The 13999-nt window shown below is 52.8% G+C and carries 11 protein-coding genes; 6 read left to right on the top strand and 5 right to left on the bottom strand.

What is annotated here, in order from left to right:
* Positions 1-20 precede the first annotated feature (20 nt).
* The 3 genes from aceF to pdhR form a co-directional block, all read right to left on the bottom strand.
* The gene (gene aceF, locus EH228_RS18120; RefSeq protein WP_152323018.1) at positions 21-1901 is read right to left on the bottom strand and encodes a pyruvate dehydrogenase complex dihydrolipoyllysine-residue acetyltransferase; all 1881 of its coding nucleotides are present in this window, start codon (positions 1899-1901) and stop codon (positions 21-23) included.
* Positions 1902-1915: 14 nt separating this feature from the next.
* Positions 1916-4579: a pyruvate dehydrogenase (acetyl-transferring), homodimeric type gene (gene aceE / locus EH228_RS18115; protein ID WP_152323017.1), complete on the bottom strand. Its 2664-nt coding sequence runs from the start codon at positions 4577-4579 to the stop codon at positions 1916-1918.
* Between the two features lie 163 nt (positions 4580-4742).
* Positions 4743-5507, bottom strand: a complete 765-nt coding sequence (gene pdhR, locus EH228_RS18110; protein WP_152323152.1) for a pyruvate dehydrogenase complex transcriptional repressor PdhR — start codon at positions 5505-5507, stop codon at positions 4743-4745.
* Between the two features lie 511 nt (positions 5508-6018).
* Between pdhR and aroP the strand changes: the two genes are divergently transcribed.
* On the top strand, positions 6019-7380 hold the full coding sequence (aroP, locus tag EH228_RS18105) for an aromatic amino acid transporter AroP (RefSeq protein ID WP_152323016.1): 1362 nt from the start codon (positions 6019-6021) through the stop codon (positions 7378-7380).
* Positions 7381-7837: 457 nt separating this feature from the next.
* Positions 7838-8137, top strand: a complete 300-nt coding sequence (locus EH228_RS18100; protein ID WP_152323015.1) for a hypothetical protein — start codon at positions 7838-7840, stop codon at positions 8135-8137.
* Positions 8138-8264: 127 nt separating this feature from the next.
* Here the strand turns inward: EH228_RS18100 and ampE are convergent, their stop codons facing one another.
* Complete coding sequence (ampE, locus tag EH228_RS18095) at positions 8265-9119, bottom strand: beta-lactamase regulator AmpE (RefSeq protein ID WP_152323014.1); 855 nt, start codon at positions 9117-9119, stop codon at positions 8265-8267.
* A 5-nt stretch (positions 9120-9124) separates the two neighbouring features.
* Positions 9125-9691, bottom strand: a complete 567-nt coding sequence (ampD, locus tag EH228_RS18090) for a 1,6-anhydro-N-acetylmuramyl-L-alanine amidase AmpD (RefSeq protein ID WP_152323013.1) — start codon at positions 9689-9691, stop codon at positions 9125-9127.
* A gap of 155 nt (positions 9692-9846) precedes the next feature.
* Here ampD and nadC point away from each other — a divergent pair, with 155 nt between their 5' ends.
* From nadC to hofC, 4 genes are all read left to right on the top strand, one after another.
* Positions 9847-10737, top strand: coding sequence for a carboxylating nicotinate-nucleotide diphosphorylase (nadC, locus tag EH228_RS18085; protein ID WP_152323012.1), 891 nt, complete (start codon positions 9847-9849; stop codon positions 10735-10737).
* A 211-nt stretch (positions 10738-10948) separates the two neighbouring features.
* Positions 10949-11401, top strand: coding sequence for a prepilin peptidase-dependent pilin (gene ppdD, locus EH228_RS18080; protein WP_152323011.1), 453 nt, complete (start codon positions 10949-10951; stop codon positions 11399-11401).
* Complete coding sequence (gene gspE / locus EH228_RS18075) at positions 11401-12804, top strand: type II secretion system protein GspE (protein ID WP_152323151.1); 1404 nt, start codon at positions 11401-11403, stop codon at positions 12802-12804. The genes ppdD and gspE overlap by 1 nt, the downstream gene beginning before the upstream one ends.
* Positions 12797-13996: a protein transport protein HofC gene (gene hofC / locus EH228_RS18070; RefSeq protein ID WP_152323010.1), complete on the top strand. Its 1200-nt coding sequence runs from the start codon at positions 12797-12799 to the stop codon at positions 13994-13996. Before gspE ends, hofC begins: the two co-directional genes overlap by 8 nt.
* The last annotated feature ends 3 nt before the right edge of the window (positions 13997-13999 follow it).

Genomic DNA, 13999 nt, shown 5'->3' with positions numbered 1-13999 from the left:
ATCAGCCGGCCTTGTTGCGGTTACATCACCAGACGGCGGATGTCCGCCATGACAGTGGCGATGTAGGCCGCAAAGCGCGCACCCGCAGCACCATCAATCACCCGATGGTCGAAGGAAAGTGACAACGGCAGCATCAGACGCGGAACAAACTCTTTACCGTTCCAGACCGGTTCCATCGATGATTTGGACACGCCGAGGATCGCCACTTCCGGCGCGTTGACGATCGGGGTAAACGATGTGCCGCCAATCCCACCAAGACTGGAAATGGTGAAACATCCTCCCTGCATATCGCCAGCGGTCAGCTTGCCGTCGCGGGCTTTCTTCGAAATCACCGCCAGTTCCTGCGACAGTTCAACAATACCTTTCTTGTTAACGTCTTTGAACACCGGAACCACCAGACCGTTTGGCGTATCCACCGCCACACCGATATTGATGTATTTCTTCAGCGTCAGTCTCTGACCATCTTCAGACAGTGAACTGTTGAAACGCGGGAACTCTTCCAGCGCTTTGGCAGCCGCTTTCATGATAAACACCAGAGGGGTTATCTTCAGATCCAGTTTCTTCTTCGCCGCTTCCTCGTTCTGCTGCTTACGGAAAGCTTCAACGTCGGTGATATCAGCTTTATCGTGTTGGGTCACGTGCGGAATGACCACCCAGTTACGGCTCAGGTTGGCGCCAGAAATTTTCTGGATACGGCCCAGTTCGACTTCTTCCACCTCGCCAAACTTGCTGAAGTCTACTTTTGGCCATGGCAACATGCCCGGCAATCCGCCGCCGGTCGCTGCCGCAGGGGCTGTCTCGGCACGTTTCACCGCGTCCTTCACGTAAGCCTGGACGTCCTCTTTCAGGATACGGCCTTTACGCCCCGTCCCTTTCACCTTCGCCAGATTGACCCCAAACTCACGGGCCAGACGACGAATAACCGGAGTCGCGTGGATATAAGCGTCGTTCTCAGAGAACTCGCCCGCAGATTCCGCTTTCGCCGGAGTTGGTGCTACTGGCGCAGCCTGCTTCGCTGGCACGGCGGTTTCCTGTTTCGCCGCAGGCGCTGCTGCTGGAGCCGCGCCCTCCACCTCGAACACCATGATCAACGAACCGGTTTTCACTTTATCGCCCGTGGCGATTTTGATCTCTTTAACCGTACCGGCGAATGGTGCAGGCACTTCCATTGAGGCTTTATCGCCTTCAACCGTGATCAGTGACTGCTCGGCGGCCACTTTATCGCCCACCTTCACCATCACTTCCGTCACTTCAACTTCATCACCGCCGATATCCGGCACCGCCACGTCTTTCGTACCGCTGACGGCGGCAGGTGCAGGCGCCGCGGCTTCCTGTACTGCAGGTTTAGCGGCAGCGCCTGATCCGGCCGTTTCGAATACCATGATCAGCGAACCGGTTTTCACTTTATCGCCCGTGGCAATTTTGATCTCTTTGACCGTACCGGCAAATGGCGCAGGCACTTCCATTGAGGCTTTGTCACCTTCCACGGTGATCAGCGACTGCTCGGCTGCCACGGTGTCGCCGACCTTCACCAGCACTTCCGTGACTTCCACTTCGTCCGCACCGATATCCGGTACGTTAACGTCTTTGCTTTCTGCTTTGGCCGCCACCGCAGGTTGCGCTTCTTGTTGCGGCTCTGCGGCTTTAGCCGGTGCCGCTGCGGCACCGTCAACGGATTCGAAGATCATAATCAGCGATCCGGTTTCCACTTTGTCACCGATCGCGACGTTGATCTCTTTCACCACGCCAGCCTGGGGCGAAGGAACTTCCATTGAGGCTTTATCACCTTCCACGGTGATCAACGACTGTTCTGCCTCAACCCTGTCACCCACCTTGACCAGGAGTTCGGTGACTTCCACTGCGTCTGCACCGATATCCGGTACTTTGATTTCGATACTCATTAATCTTTTACCTCTTATGCCAGACGTGGGTTGACTTTATCGGCATCGATATTGAATTTGGTAATGGCGTCAGCCACCACTTTCTTATCGATCTCACCCCGTTTAGCCAGTTCACCCAACGCCGCGACCACCACATAAGACGCATCCACTTCAAAGTGGTGACGCAGGTTCTCACGGCTGTCGGAACGACCGAAGCCATCCGTGCCCAATACGCGATAATCACTGGCGGGGATAAAGCTACGGATCTGCTCGGCGAACAGTTTCATGTAATCGGTTGATGCCACTGCTGGCGCATCATTCATGACCTGAGCGACATATGGCACGCGTGGCGCTTCCGTCGGGTGCAACATATTCCAGCGCTCACAGTCCTGACCATCACGCGCCAGCTCAGTAAAGGAGGTGACGCTGTAAACGTCAGAGCCGACACCGTAGTCCTTCGCCAGGATCTGCGCCGCGTCGCGTACGTGGCGCAGGATGGAGCCTGACCCCAACAACTGCACTTTGCCTTTACTGCCCGCGACCGTTTCCAGCTTGTAGATACCCTTACGGATACCCTCTTCCGCCCCCTGCGGCATCGCAGGCATGTGGTAGTTTTCATTCAGCGTGGTGATGTAGTAGTAGACGTTTTCCTGCGCTTCGCCATACATCCGCACCAGACCGTCATACATGATAACCGCCACTTCATAGGCATAGGCCGGATCATAAGAGATACAGTTAGGGATGGTCAGCGCCTGAATGTGGCTGTGACCGTCTTCATGTTGCAGACCTTCGCCGTTCAATGTGGTACGCCCGGAAGTACCGCCAACCAGGAAACCACGCGCCTGCTGATCGCCTGCGGCCCAGCACAGATCGCCGATACGCTGGAAACCGAACATTGAGTAGTAAATATAGAACGGGATCATCGGCAGGTTGTTGGTGCTGTAAGACGTGGCCGCCGCCAGCCAGGAGGCGCCAGCCCCCAGTTCATTGATGCCTTCCTGCAGAATCTGGCCTTTCTCGTCTTCTTTATAGTAAGCCACCTGCTCGCGGTCCTGCGGGGTGTATTGCTGACCGTTAGGGCTGTAGATACCAATCTGACGGAACAAACCTTCCATCCCAAAGGTACGCGCTTCGTCGGCGATGATCGGCACCAGACGATCTTTAATCGACGGGTTCTTCAGCATCACGTTCAGCGCGCGAACGAAAGCGATAGTAGTGGAGATCTCTTTGTTCTGCTCCTCCAGCAACTGGCGGAAGTCTTCCAGCGCAGGCAGTTCCAGCTTCTCGCTGAACGTCTTCTGACGGGATGGCAGGTAGCCGCCCAGCTTTTCACGCTGACCGTGCAGATATTGGTATTCTTCCGAGCCTTTTTCGAAGGTGACGTACGGCAGTTTTTCAAGGCTGGCATCATCAACCGGCACGTTGAAACGATCACGAATGTAGCGTACGCCATCCATGTTCATTTTCTTCACCTGATGGGCGATGTTTTTACCTTCCGCAGTGTCACCCATACCATAACCTTTGATGGTATGCGCCAGAATCACTACTGGCTTGCCTTTGGTGTCCTGCGCTTTTTTCAGGGCTGCGTAGACTTTCCTCGGATCGTGACCGCCACGGTTCAGCGCCCAAATCTCGTCATCGCTCATATCGTTGACCAATGCGGCGGTCTCCGGATATTTGCCGAAGAAGTGCTCACGGACATAAGCACCATTACGGGATTTAAAGGTCTGATAATCACCGTCAACCGTTTCATTCATCAGTTGAATAAGCTTGCCGCTGGTGTCTTTACGCAGCAGCTCGTCCCAACGCCCACCCCAAATAACCTTGATAACTTCCCAACCGGCGCCGCTAAAGATGCCATCCAGTTCATTAATGATTTTGCCATTACCGGTAACCGGACCATCCAGACGCTGCAGGTTACAGTTGATAATGAACACCAGGTTATCCAGTTTTTCACGGGTAGCGATGGTGATCGCCCCTTTGGATTCCGGTTCATCCATCTCACCGTCGCCAAGGAAAGCGTAAACCGTCTGCTGTGAAGTATCTTTCAGCCCACGGTGTTCCAGATATTTCAGGAACTTGGCCTGATAGATTGCGCCCAGTGGCCCCAGGCCCATTGATACGGTCGGGAACTGCCAGAATTCAGGCATCAGTTTAGGATGCGGGTAAGAGGACAAACCTTTACCATGCACTTCCTGACGGAAGTTGTTCATCTGCTCTTCGGTCAGGCGACCTTCCAGGAAGGCTCGCGCGTAGATACCTGGCGAGATGTGCCCCTGGAAGTAAACCAGGTCGCCGCCATCTTTTTCGCTGCGCGCACGGAAGAAGTGGTTGAAGCACACTTCATAGATGGTCGCGGAAGACTGGAAAGAAGACATGTGTCCCCCCAGTTCCAGATCTTTCTTCGATGCACGCAGAACCGCCATGATGGCATTCCAGCGGATCGCGGAACGAATGCGTCGCTCCAGTGAGATATCACCAGGATAATCTGGCTCATCCTCAACAGAGATAGAGTTAATGTAGTTGCCCGCTCCCGCGCTCGCAGCCACTTTCACACCGCCTTTGCGTGCTTCGCTCAGTACCTGGTCAATCAGGAACTGCGCACGCTCAACACCTTCTTCTCGGATGACCGATTCGATCGCCTGTAGCCAGTCGCGAGTTTCGATCGGATCCACGTCATTGAGCAAACGTTCTGACATGGGGGATTCCTTATCTGTGCCTAATACGTTGAATTGTCCGGGACCTGTCTCCGTGTGTTCTGGTTGAAAAAGCACAAGGAGACAGGCCCATCGTTATACCCAAATCCCTGACGTGACCTACGCCGGTGAATTTGGGCCGAGTTGCCGCGTATCTTTACGCGTTTTATTCGTTACGTTGCTGTAAACGTCGCAAGGAGCGTTCTCTACGGCTCTGCTCCCGACTTCTGTCCAGCAATATTTCCTCGATAAACGCCAGGTGGCGGTGTGAGGCCTCACGGGCCTTTTCAGGTTCGCGTGCCACAATCGCCTCAAAAATACTGGCGCGATGACCGCTCACTTTTGCCAGCATTTCGCGGCGCGAGTAGAGCAATTCAAAATTCTGTCGGACGTTCTGTTCCAGCATCGGCCCCATTGAGCGGAGCAAATGCAGCAGCACCACATTGTGCGCGGCCTCGGTGACGGCTATCTGGTACTGCATGACGGCATTCGCCTCGGCGTCATGGTCGCCGCTGTCCTGCGCGGCCTGAATCTGTACATGGCAGTGGCGGATCCGCTCAATATCATCTTCCGTCCCACGCAACGCGGCATAATAGGCGGCGATCCCTTCCAGCGCATGACGCGTTTCCAGCAAATCAAACTGGGATTCAGGATGACCCGCCAGGAGCGTCACCAGCGGATCGCTCAGACTTTGCCATAAATTTTTTTGTACAAAAGTGCCACCGCCCTGACGGCGCAGTAGCAAGCCTTTTGCTTCCAAACGTTGGATAGCTTCACGAAGAGAAGGGCGAGAGACATCAAACTGTTTAGCCAGTTCGCGTTCAGGGAGCAGCTTTTCACCCGGGCGCAGAGTTCCTTCCATGATCAGGGATTCGAGTTGTTGCTCAATTGCGTCGGATAGCTTTGGTTGGCGGATTTTACTGTAGGCCATCGTCCCTTCTTCTACTATCTGCCAGAGTAAATTGGTAATACCAATTGCAAAAAGATGCTCGTAAAGTAACAAAGTATTCACCTGATGTCTATATGGCAACTCACCAAAATCGGACGATAGTATTGTTATTTCTTCACAATAGCCGGGATTAAAACAATCAGGGTCAGAGCAATGTTGAATGTTAAGTTTTTATTAATTTCCTGAAACACTGCAAATAGTTATGACAAAAAATCGCCCGGTTATAGCAGGGGGTACCGCAACTTCTTTTTTACCCCAGGTTGATGACCGGAAGACCGTGGCTGGATGGCGGCTGTTTTTTTAAGCATTCCCCCGCCCAACAAAGAGAAAGCGTGTGCAATGCGCCGCACTTATCACTATTCTTGTCGCGAAGATAGCACCCTCTCATTTTTATTACTGACAGTACTGTACATATTTCAGTACATTGGCTAATTAAAAGACCGACAAAGGCATGTCCTGAGTTAAAAAAAATAACGAGATAACGAGGTTTATTATGCAACAACAGCAGGGTGATACGCTGAAGCGCGGGCTTAAAAACCGCCATATTCAGTTGATCGCGTTGGGAGGTGCCATCGGTACCGGCCTGTTTCTGGGGATCGCACAGACGATAAAAATGGCCGGTCCCGCCGTACTGTTAGGCTATGCCATCGGCGGCTTCATCGCCTTTATGATTATGCGGCAACTGGGCGAGATGGTGGTGGAAGAACCTGTAGCCGGTTCCTTCAGCCATTTCGCCTATAAATACTGGGGGAATTTTGCTGGTTTCGCTTCTGGCTGGAACTATTGGGTCCTGTATGTCTTGGTTGCGATGGCCGAGTTGACCGCGGTGGGTATCTACGTACAGTACTGGTGGCCGGAAATCCCTACCTGGGTTTCAGCTGCTGTGTTTTTCCTGCTGATCAACGCCATTAATCTGACTAACGTTAAAGTCTATGGCGAGATGGAATTCTGGTTCTCCATTATCAAAGTGGTGGCAGTAGTCGGGATGATCCTGTTCGGCGGCTGGCTGCTGTTCGGTGGCCGGGCCGGCCCTGATGCATCAGTGTCTAATCTGTGGGATAAAGGCGGCTTCTTTCCGCATGGTCTCTCCGGCCTGGTGATGGCCATGGCGGTCATTATGTTCTCCTTCGGCGGACTTGAGCTGGTCGGTATTACCGCAGCTGAAGCGGATAACCCGGAAAAAAGCATTCCCAAAGCGACCAATCAGGTACTGTACCGCATCCTGATTTTCTATATTGGCTCATTGACCGTGCTGCTTTCTCTCTATCCGTGGACCAAAGTGATTGAAGGCGGCAGTCCGTTTGTAATGATTTTCCATGACCTCGGCGACAGTCTGGTGGCCAACGCGCTAAATGTGGTTATCCTGACGGCCGCCTTATCGGTTTATAACAGCTGCGTGTACTGCAACAGTCGTATGCTGTACGGTCTGGCGAAACAGGGCAATGGCCCTAAATCATTGCTGAAAGTGGATGCGCGTGGCGTCCCGGTCGTGGCGATCGGCGTTTCCGCTGCGGCAACCGCGATTTGCGTGCTGATCAATTATCTGATGCCGGGAGAAGCCTTTGGCCTGCTGATGGCGCTGGTGGTTTCAGCGCTGGTGATCAACTGGGCGATGATCAGCCTGGCACACCTGAAGTTTCGCCGCAAAAAGCAACAACAAGGCGTACAAACCCGCTTTAAGGCACTGTTTTATCCTGTCGGCAACTGGATCTGTCTGCTGTTCATGGCCGGAATCCTGCTCATCATGGCGCTGACGCCGGATATGGCGATCTCAGTCTGGCTGATCCCGGTCTGGCTGGTAATTCTGGCTATCGGTTATGCGATTAAAAATCGCGCCGTAACCGTTAAATCTTAAAGCCGGTCAGGATCACTTCTTATACCGCCATTAACCCCACGCATTAACGTGGGGTTTTCTCGCCCGGTATCGCCGGAAATGAATACCACACAACATGTTATACCGTTCATCCTGCACGCGGCAGATTCATTGACCGCACGAAAGTCCGACTCTCACTTGCCAGGGTAAGCGCCTTGATATTTGCTCACTCTCCCCCTTTCCGATAGCTTAAATTATTCAGATTATAACGATAAAAGTCAGAAAATATATTTCTTGAACGCATAAGAAAATAATAAATCAATAACTCCAAAAGAGATTAGATAATATTTATTTCAGCCGAGTAATTAAATTTTAAGATAAGTAAACATTGTACTTAGGTACAATATTGCACTATAAAACAGTCTTCATTTTCACTTTCACTCCTGGAAAATAACTTCCGGGAACATTAGCAATGTAAATAATACAAGGCGGTCATTAAATGAGAGAACTCTCTACGCAGGAAATTGAAGTTATTAGTGGTGCCGGTACTGACTCTGATACCTCTGACTGGGTGATAGGCGGCGTTATTATTAGCAGTCTGATCGTTATTCCTGTGATTGGCACTGTGGTGTCAAATCTTATTAGCTCTGTCGGCGAAACAATTAGCAGTGCGTTTGGTAATACCATCGGGGCATTTGTTGATGCTCTGTTCAATAGCGATAGCAGTAGCAGCAGTAGTAGCAGTAGCAGCAGTAGTAGCAACAGTGGCAGTGGCTGTAAGGGCAGTAAAACTCATTGAGGTGCTGTTCAGTAACAATGAAAATACATCAACCTGATTTACCCTGTTGACTGAAACAATAAATCACTGATTTTATTATTTGGATCGCTTTTTTCTCATCTCCGGCCCGGTGGGCCGGAGATACCTGTTAAACCAGCGTGCCATATATCGTCAGCAGCGCAACAGCCACCACCACCACCAGTGACACTTTCTTAGCCAGCGCAACGGCAACACGGGGAGTTTCCACTTTATCCATGTGCGGATCTCGAGCCAGTGAAAACTGTGCTAATCGGGTCAATACCTGATATTGCGGCGTATGACGGTCTCCCAGAGAAGCGAGCCAGGCGGGCAATGCACGTTCACCATGTCCCAATAAAGCATACGCTGCCCCCACCAGACGAACCGGGATCCAGTCAATAACATGGAGGATGGCATCAACACCCGACTGGGAACGTTCAAGGGGAGAATGATGACGCGCCAGCCAACTCTGCCAGGCGCGCAGAAAAGCATAGCCGACCAGTAACACAGGCCCCCAGGCCCCACCGACGACAAACCAGAACAACGGCGCCAGATAGAAGCGATAATTAATCCACAATAAGGCGTTTTGCAACTCGCGGAGGTATTCACGCTCATCACACTCTACGGGTAAACCATGGATCAACGTCAGTTCTTCAGCCATGGCTGTGTGGGCTGCAATATCATTATCACTGGCCGCTTTGAGATAGGCGTGATAATGCAAGCGTACTGAACCCGCACCAATACACAGCAGACCCACGCCCACCCAGAAAATCAGCAGCAAAAAGCCAAAAAACAGCCCCTTTAACACCACCAGGCACAGCACAATGATTGCCATGGTCAGCAGCAACATGATCAACGTCTGCGACATTGAAAAGTGCTTTCTTCTGCGGAAAATAACCGCCAGATGGTGATCCAACTGCCAGTGCTCACCCATTTTAAACAGGCGCTCCCAACCTAACACCAACAACAAACTAAAAAGCGTCATGCCTGCTACTCCTGCTTTGACGTACAACCGGGATGGGTCAGAGCTTGCCGGAATCTTGTCCAGTCAAACGCTGGGCCAGGATCCGTCTTTCTTCCCGGTGCAATATCACTATGCCCGGTTATATGTTCTGCAATTAGCGGATAATGCTTAATCAGCAACCGGGTCAACTTTTCCAGCGCCAGGTACTGTGCATCGGTATAAGGCAGTGTATCCGTTCCCTCAAGTTCAATGCCGATTGAAAAATCATTACAGGCTTCACGTCCCCGGTAACAGGACACACCAGCATGCCAGGCACGAAGATGGAAAGGAACATACTGGACAATTTCACCATCGCGATGAATCAAACAATGAGCAGAGACCCGCAGATGCGCAATCTCCGCAAAATAAGGATCGGCTTCAGGATCGAGATTACCGGTAAACAACGCGTCAATCCACGGTCCGCCAAACGTCCCCGGTGGCAGGCTAATATTGTGGAGCACCAGAAGCGATGGCGGTTCGTTTTCCGGACGTTCATTGAAATGGGGAGACACAACCCGCTTCACTCCGCGGATCCACCCTGCTTGCAGTTGCATGCCCTGCTCTCCTTTTATAAAGATTTCATCAGAGTAGCATGATTCTCTTTTTCGAAAAGCACATTGCGCGGTCAGAAAAATCCAGCCAACTGGCATGCCACAGATAAACAGGCTAGCATGGGCGAATTCTCTATCCGGCCTTTCGGAGTTCAATTATGACCACTCGTCGCTACGATCCAGACAGCCGACGCATCACCCTGCTCGATCGCGTTAAAGATGATATTCCACCCAGCGTCGCTCAGGCTCTACGTGAAGATCTGGGGGGAGAAGTGGATCCCCATAACGATATCACCGCCGGTCTGTTACCGGCTGATTCCACCTCCCGCGCAGTGGTTATCACCCGGGAGAACGGCATTTTCTGCGGTAAATGCTGGGTGGAAGAAGTCTTCATTCAATTGGGTAACAAAACGCAGATTACCTGGCATGTTGAAGATGGCGATGCCATTACCGCCAATCAACCACTATTTGAAGTCAACGGTCCTTCAGCCCTGCTCCTGACAGCTGAACGTACCGCCCTGAACTTTGTCCAGACACTTTCTGGCGTGGCGACTGAAGTCAGCCGCTATGTCGCACGCCTGAAAGGCACCAGAACCCAGCTACTGGATACACGCAAAACACTACCGGGGCTGCGTACCGCGCTGAAGTACGCCGTACTGTGCGGAGGTGGCGCCAACCACCGCCTTGGGTTGTCCGATGCTTATCTGATTAAAGAGAACCACATCATTGCCAGCGGTTCAATCCGCCAGGCGGTGGAGAAAGCCTTCTGGCTGCATCCTGATATCCCCGTCGAAGTGGAAGTCGAATCACTGGAAGAACTGGACCAGGCAATTGATGTCGGCGCCGATATCATCATGCTGGATAACTTCAGCGTAGAGCAAATGCGTGAAGCCGTTAAGCGAACGGCGGGTCGTACCCTGCTGGAAGTCTCCGGCAATGTGACCGATGAGACGCTACGCACTTTCGCCGAAACCGGTGTCGATTACATCTCTGTCGGCGCGCTAACCAAACATATACGTGCATTAGACCTCTCCATGCGCTTCTGTTAAGCCCGCCCTCTTTATACCCCAACGCCATCGTGCAACGATGGCGTTTTCCTCCTTCCTTTGCCACGTTGCGAGCCATATTCACCCGACGATGTATTTTTATGCAACATACTGAAAGGTTTTCCATGCCTGCTCGATAAACGACTTTCATCTGCTGGTCACAGGCTGCCACTGACGCTACCTTGCAAACCTCTTATCAATAAGGAGGTCCGTGATGGAAAAGCAACAAGGATTTACCCTGATTGAACTGATGATTGTCATTGCCATTATCGCCATTCTCAGCGCAATTGGTCTGCCTGCCTATCAGGGTTACCTGCAGAAAGCCGCATTGACCGACATGTTGCAAACGGCCATGCCGTTTAAAACCGCCGTTGAACTTTGCGCAATTGAACACGGCGGGACCGGGGATTGCAGTGAAAACAGCAATGGTATTCCGTCCGCTAAAGGTTCCCGTTACGTTTCTGCCGTGACGGTCCTCGCCGGGTCAGTCACGCTAACCGGGCAAGAAAGCTTGAGTGGCCTGACCGTCACGATGTCCCCCCTTTGGGATGGCGCAGCAGGGCAAATGAGCTGGCAACGAAGCTGTACCGCCACGCAATCAGGGTTACAAGAAGCATGTGAAAATGTCTTTCGTTTTGCTGACCAGGCCAGCGAGGCCAGCCAATGATCACGCCAGCGACACGTCACGCTGTTGAAAACCTCTGCCAGCGCAATCAGGCAGTGATCCTTGACTTCACCACTGAACGGCTGCATATCGCCGCGGTGGAACCACTCCCACAGGAAATAATAGCGGCGCTGCGCTTTGCCGCCCACTGCGCCATTGATGTCGAGTACTGGCCACCCGCGCGTCTGGAACAGTTCCGCCAGGAACAGGGGCATCCCTCTTCAGGACACCGTACCGATATCACCGAGAGAAACAGCGAAACGGCAACAGAGCGGATTGATCACCTGCTGTATTTAGCGATCGAGCAGCGTGCTTCTGATGTGCATATTGAACCACAAGCAAATGACCTGCGTATCCGCTTTCGAGTGGATGGCGTGCTACAAACTGTCTCGCCGAACGGTAGCGACAATGGCAACGCACTACTGGCCCGACTGAAGATCATGGCCAGTCTGGATATTGCCGAGCGTCGGATGCCACAGGATGGGCAATTCACACTGACATTAAGAGGTAAACAAGCTTCATTTCGCCTCGCCACCCTGCCCACCGGTTTTGGCGAAAAAGCCGTTGTCCGCCTGCTGCAAAGCGAAACACAGTCCGTCGCGCTGGAGAATCTCGGGATGTCGCTAACCTCACTGCGGCGTTTTCGCGAGGCGCTGGCGCGACCGCAGGGGATGATCCTGGTGACCGGACCAACCGGCAGCGGTAAAACTTTCACATTATACAGTGGGCTGAGCTCGCTTAACGAACCGGGCCGGAATTTATGCAGTGTGGAAGACCCGATCGAAATCCCGTTACCCGGTGTCAATCAGACCCAGACCCACCCCAGAAACGGACTGGATTTCAATCGCGTACTGCGCGCCTTGCTACGTCAGGATCCGGACGTAATCATGGTGGGCGAAATCCGTGACAGCGAAACGGCGGAGATCGCTATCAAAGCGGCACAAACAGGCCATCTGGTTCTGTCTACTCTGCATACCAATTCCACTACTGAAACGCTAACGCGCATGGGACAACTGGGCATTCCCGGCTACTTACTGGCTTCAGCCTTGAAACTGGTCATTGCCCAACGCCTGGTTCGTCGTCTCTGCCCGCACTGTCGGGAACCCGCGGAGGCTTTAGCGCATTTTCCCAGGGCTCTCTGGCCTGGAACAGTACAAAACTGGCGAGCAGTAGGCTGTGAACACTGTTACTCCGGCTATTATGGGCGACTGGCGCTGTTTGAACTGCTTCCCATTACCGCACAATTACAAAATGCTATCGCTGCGGAATGCTCACACGAACAGTTGCTGGCACTGGTACACCAACAGGATTTCAACTCGCTGTTTGTGGAAGGATTACACTGTGTTAATCGTGGAGACACCACACTGGCGGAACTGAACCGTATTGTGGGGACTGACGATGGCTGATCCGTTGCTGTTTCGCTGGCAGGCTGTCAGTAACGAGGGGCAGTTACAGCAAGGCGCTTTTTTCTGCCTTCACCGGCACGAGGCAATGGAACGGCTGGTGGCCCTGGAGTTACTTCCTCTTAAGCTGACCGCTGGACGGCGTTACCGTGCCAGCGACTGGAAATGGCAGGATAAAATCATCTTCTTTCGCCAATTAGCCACTCTGCTGAAGGCGGGGATGACACTCTCCGACAGTCTGCAACTGACTGGTGAAGGACACCGAGAACCGGGCTGGCAGGCGTTGCTCGGTCATATTCAACAGCGAGTAACAGAAGGAATGCCTTTTTCACAGGCGCTGGCGGACTGGCCGACCGTCTTTCCTGCTCTGTTCCCCGCACTGATGGCGGTTGGCGAGTTAACCGGGCAGTTGGACGAGTGCTGCCTGCAGCTTGCCCGCCAGCAGGAGCGGCAACAACAGTTGCAAAAGAAAGTGATCAAAGCGCTGCGCTACCCGGTGTTCGTATTAGCTATCGCCCTGCTGGTCAGCATCGGGATGCTACTCTTTGTCCTGCCTGAGTTCATCGCCATTTATCAGACTTTTGACGCACCTCTGCCGCTATTCACTGCGGCAATCATTTCTCTCTCCACGGGAATACAGCGTTACGGCCTGCTTCTATTGGCCATACTGTTTACAGCACTGTACTGCTGGCGCTGGAAAAGCCGACATTCGCCGGACTGGCAACGCTGGCAGCAGCGACTATTGCTGAAGCTACCACTGATTGGCGAGCTTTATCGCGGCGGACAATTGAGCAGGATCTTTACCACCCTGGCGCTGACTCAGCAGGCGGGACTGACACTGCTACAAAGTTTACAGGCTGTGGAAAAGACCCTGAGTCAACGGCTGTGGCGAGAGGCGATTGCCGATCTACAGCAGCATATCTCGGGTGGCTATCCTCTGCACCAGGCTCTGAGTGGGCACCTGTTGTTCACGCCGTTGTGCAGTCAGTTAATCACCGTAGGCGAAGAAGCAGGATCGTTAGACAGTATGCTGTCCCGACTGGGAGAACTGTATGATAATGCCACCCACGAGCGGGCGGATAATCTGGCTGCCGCGCTGGAACCGCTGATGATGGTCATCACCGGAGGGATTGTCGGAACACTGGTGATTGCCATGTACCTGCCTGTTTTCAATCTTGGCAATGCTCTGGGTTAATAA

Source organism: Erwinia endophytica (assembly GCF_009295515.1).
GTDB classification, from domain to species: Bacteria; Pseudomonadota; Gammaproteobacteria; order Enterobacterales; family Enterobacteriaceae; genus Erwinia; species Erwinia endophytica.
Note: the sequence above shows the minus strand (reverse complement) of the source record. Positions and strands in the feature narration are given on the sequence as shown.

Bases quoted from the DNA above. Each gene is read 5' to 3' on its own strand.
- aceF (WP_152323018.1), bottom strand. From the start codon at position 1,901: ATGAGTATCGAAATCAAAGTACCGGATATCGGTGCAGACGCAGTGGAA.
- aceE (WP_152323017.1), bottom strand. From the start codon at position 4,579: ATGTCAGAACGTTTGCTCAATGACGTGGATCCGATCGAAACTCGCGAC.
- pdhR (WP_152323152.1), bottom strand. From the start codon at position 5,507: ATGGCCTACAGTAAAATCCGCCAACCAAAGCTATCCGACGCAATTGAG.
- aroP (WP_152323016.1), top strand. From the start codon at position 6,019: ATGCAACAACAGCAGGGTGATACGCTGAAGCGCGGGCTTAAAAACCGC.
- EH228_RS18100 (WP_152323015.1), top strand. From the start codon at position 7,838: ATGAGAGAACTCTCTACGCAGGAAATTGAAGTTATTAGTGGTGCCGGT.
- ampE (WP_152323014.1), bottom strand. From the start codon at position 9,119: ATGACGCTTTTTAGTTTGTTGTTGGTGTTAGGTTGGGAGCGCCTGTTT.
- ampD (WP_152323013.1), bottom strand. From the start codon at position 9,691: ATGCAACTGCAAGCAGGGTGGATCCGCGGAGTGAAGCGGGTTGTGTCT.
- nadC (WP_152323012.1), top strand. From the start codon at position 9,847: ATGACCACTCGTCGCTACGATCCAGACAGCCGACGCATCACCCTGCTC.
- ppdD (WP_152323011.1), top strand. From the start codon at position 10,949: ATGGAAAAGCAACAAGGATTTACCCTGATTGAACTGATGATTGTCATT.
- hofC (WP_152323010.1), top strand. From the start codon at position 12,797: ATGGCTGATCCGTTGCTGTTTCGCTGGCAGGCTGTCAGTAACGAGGGG.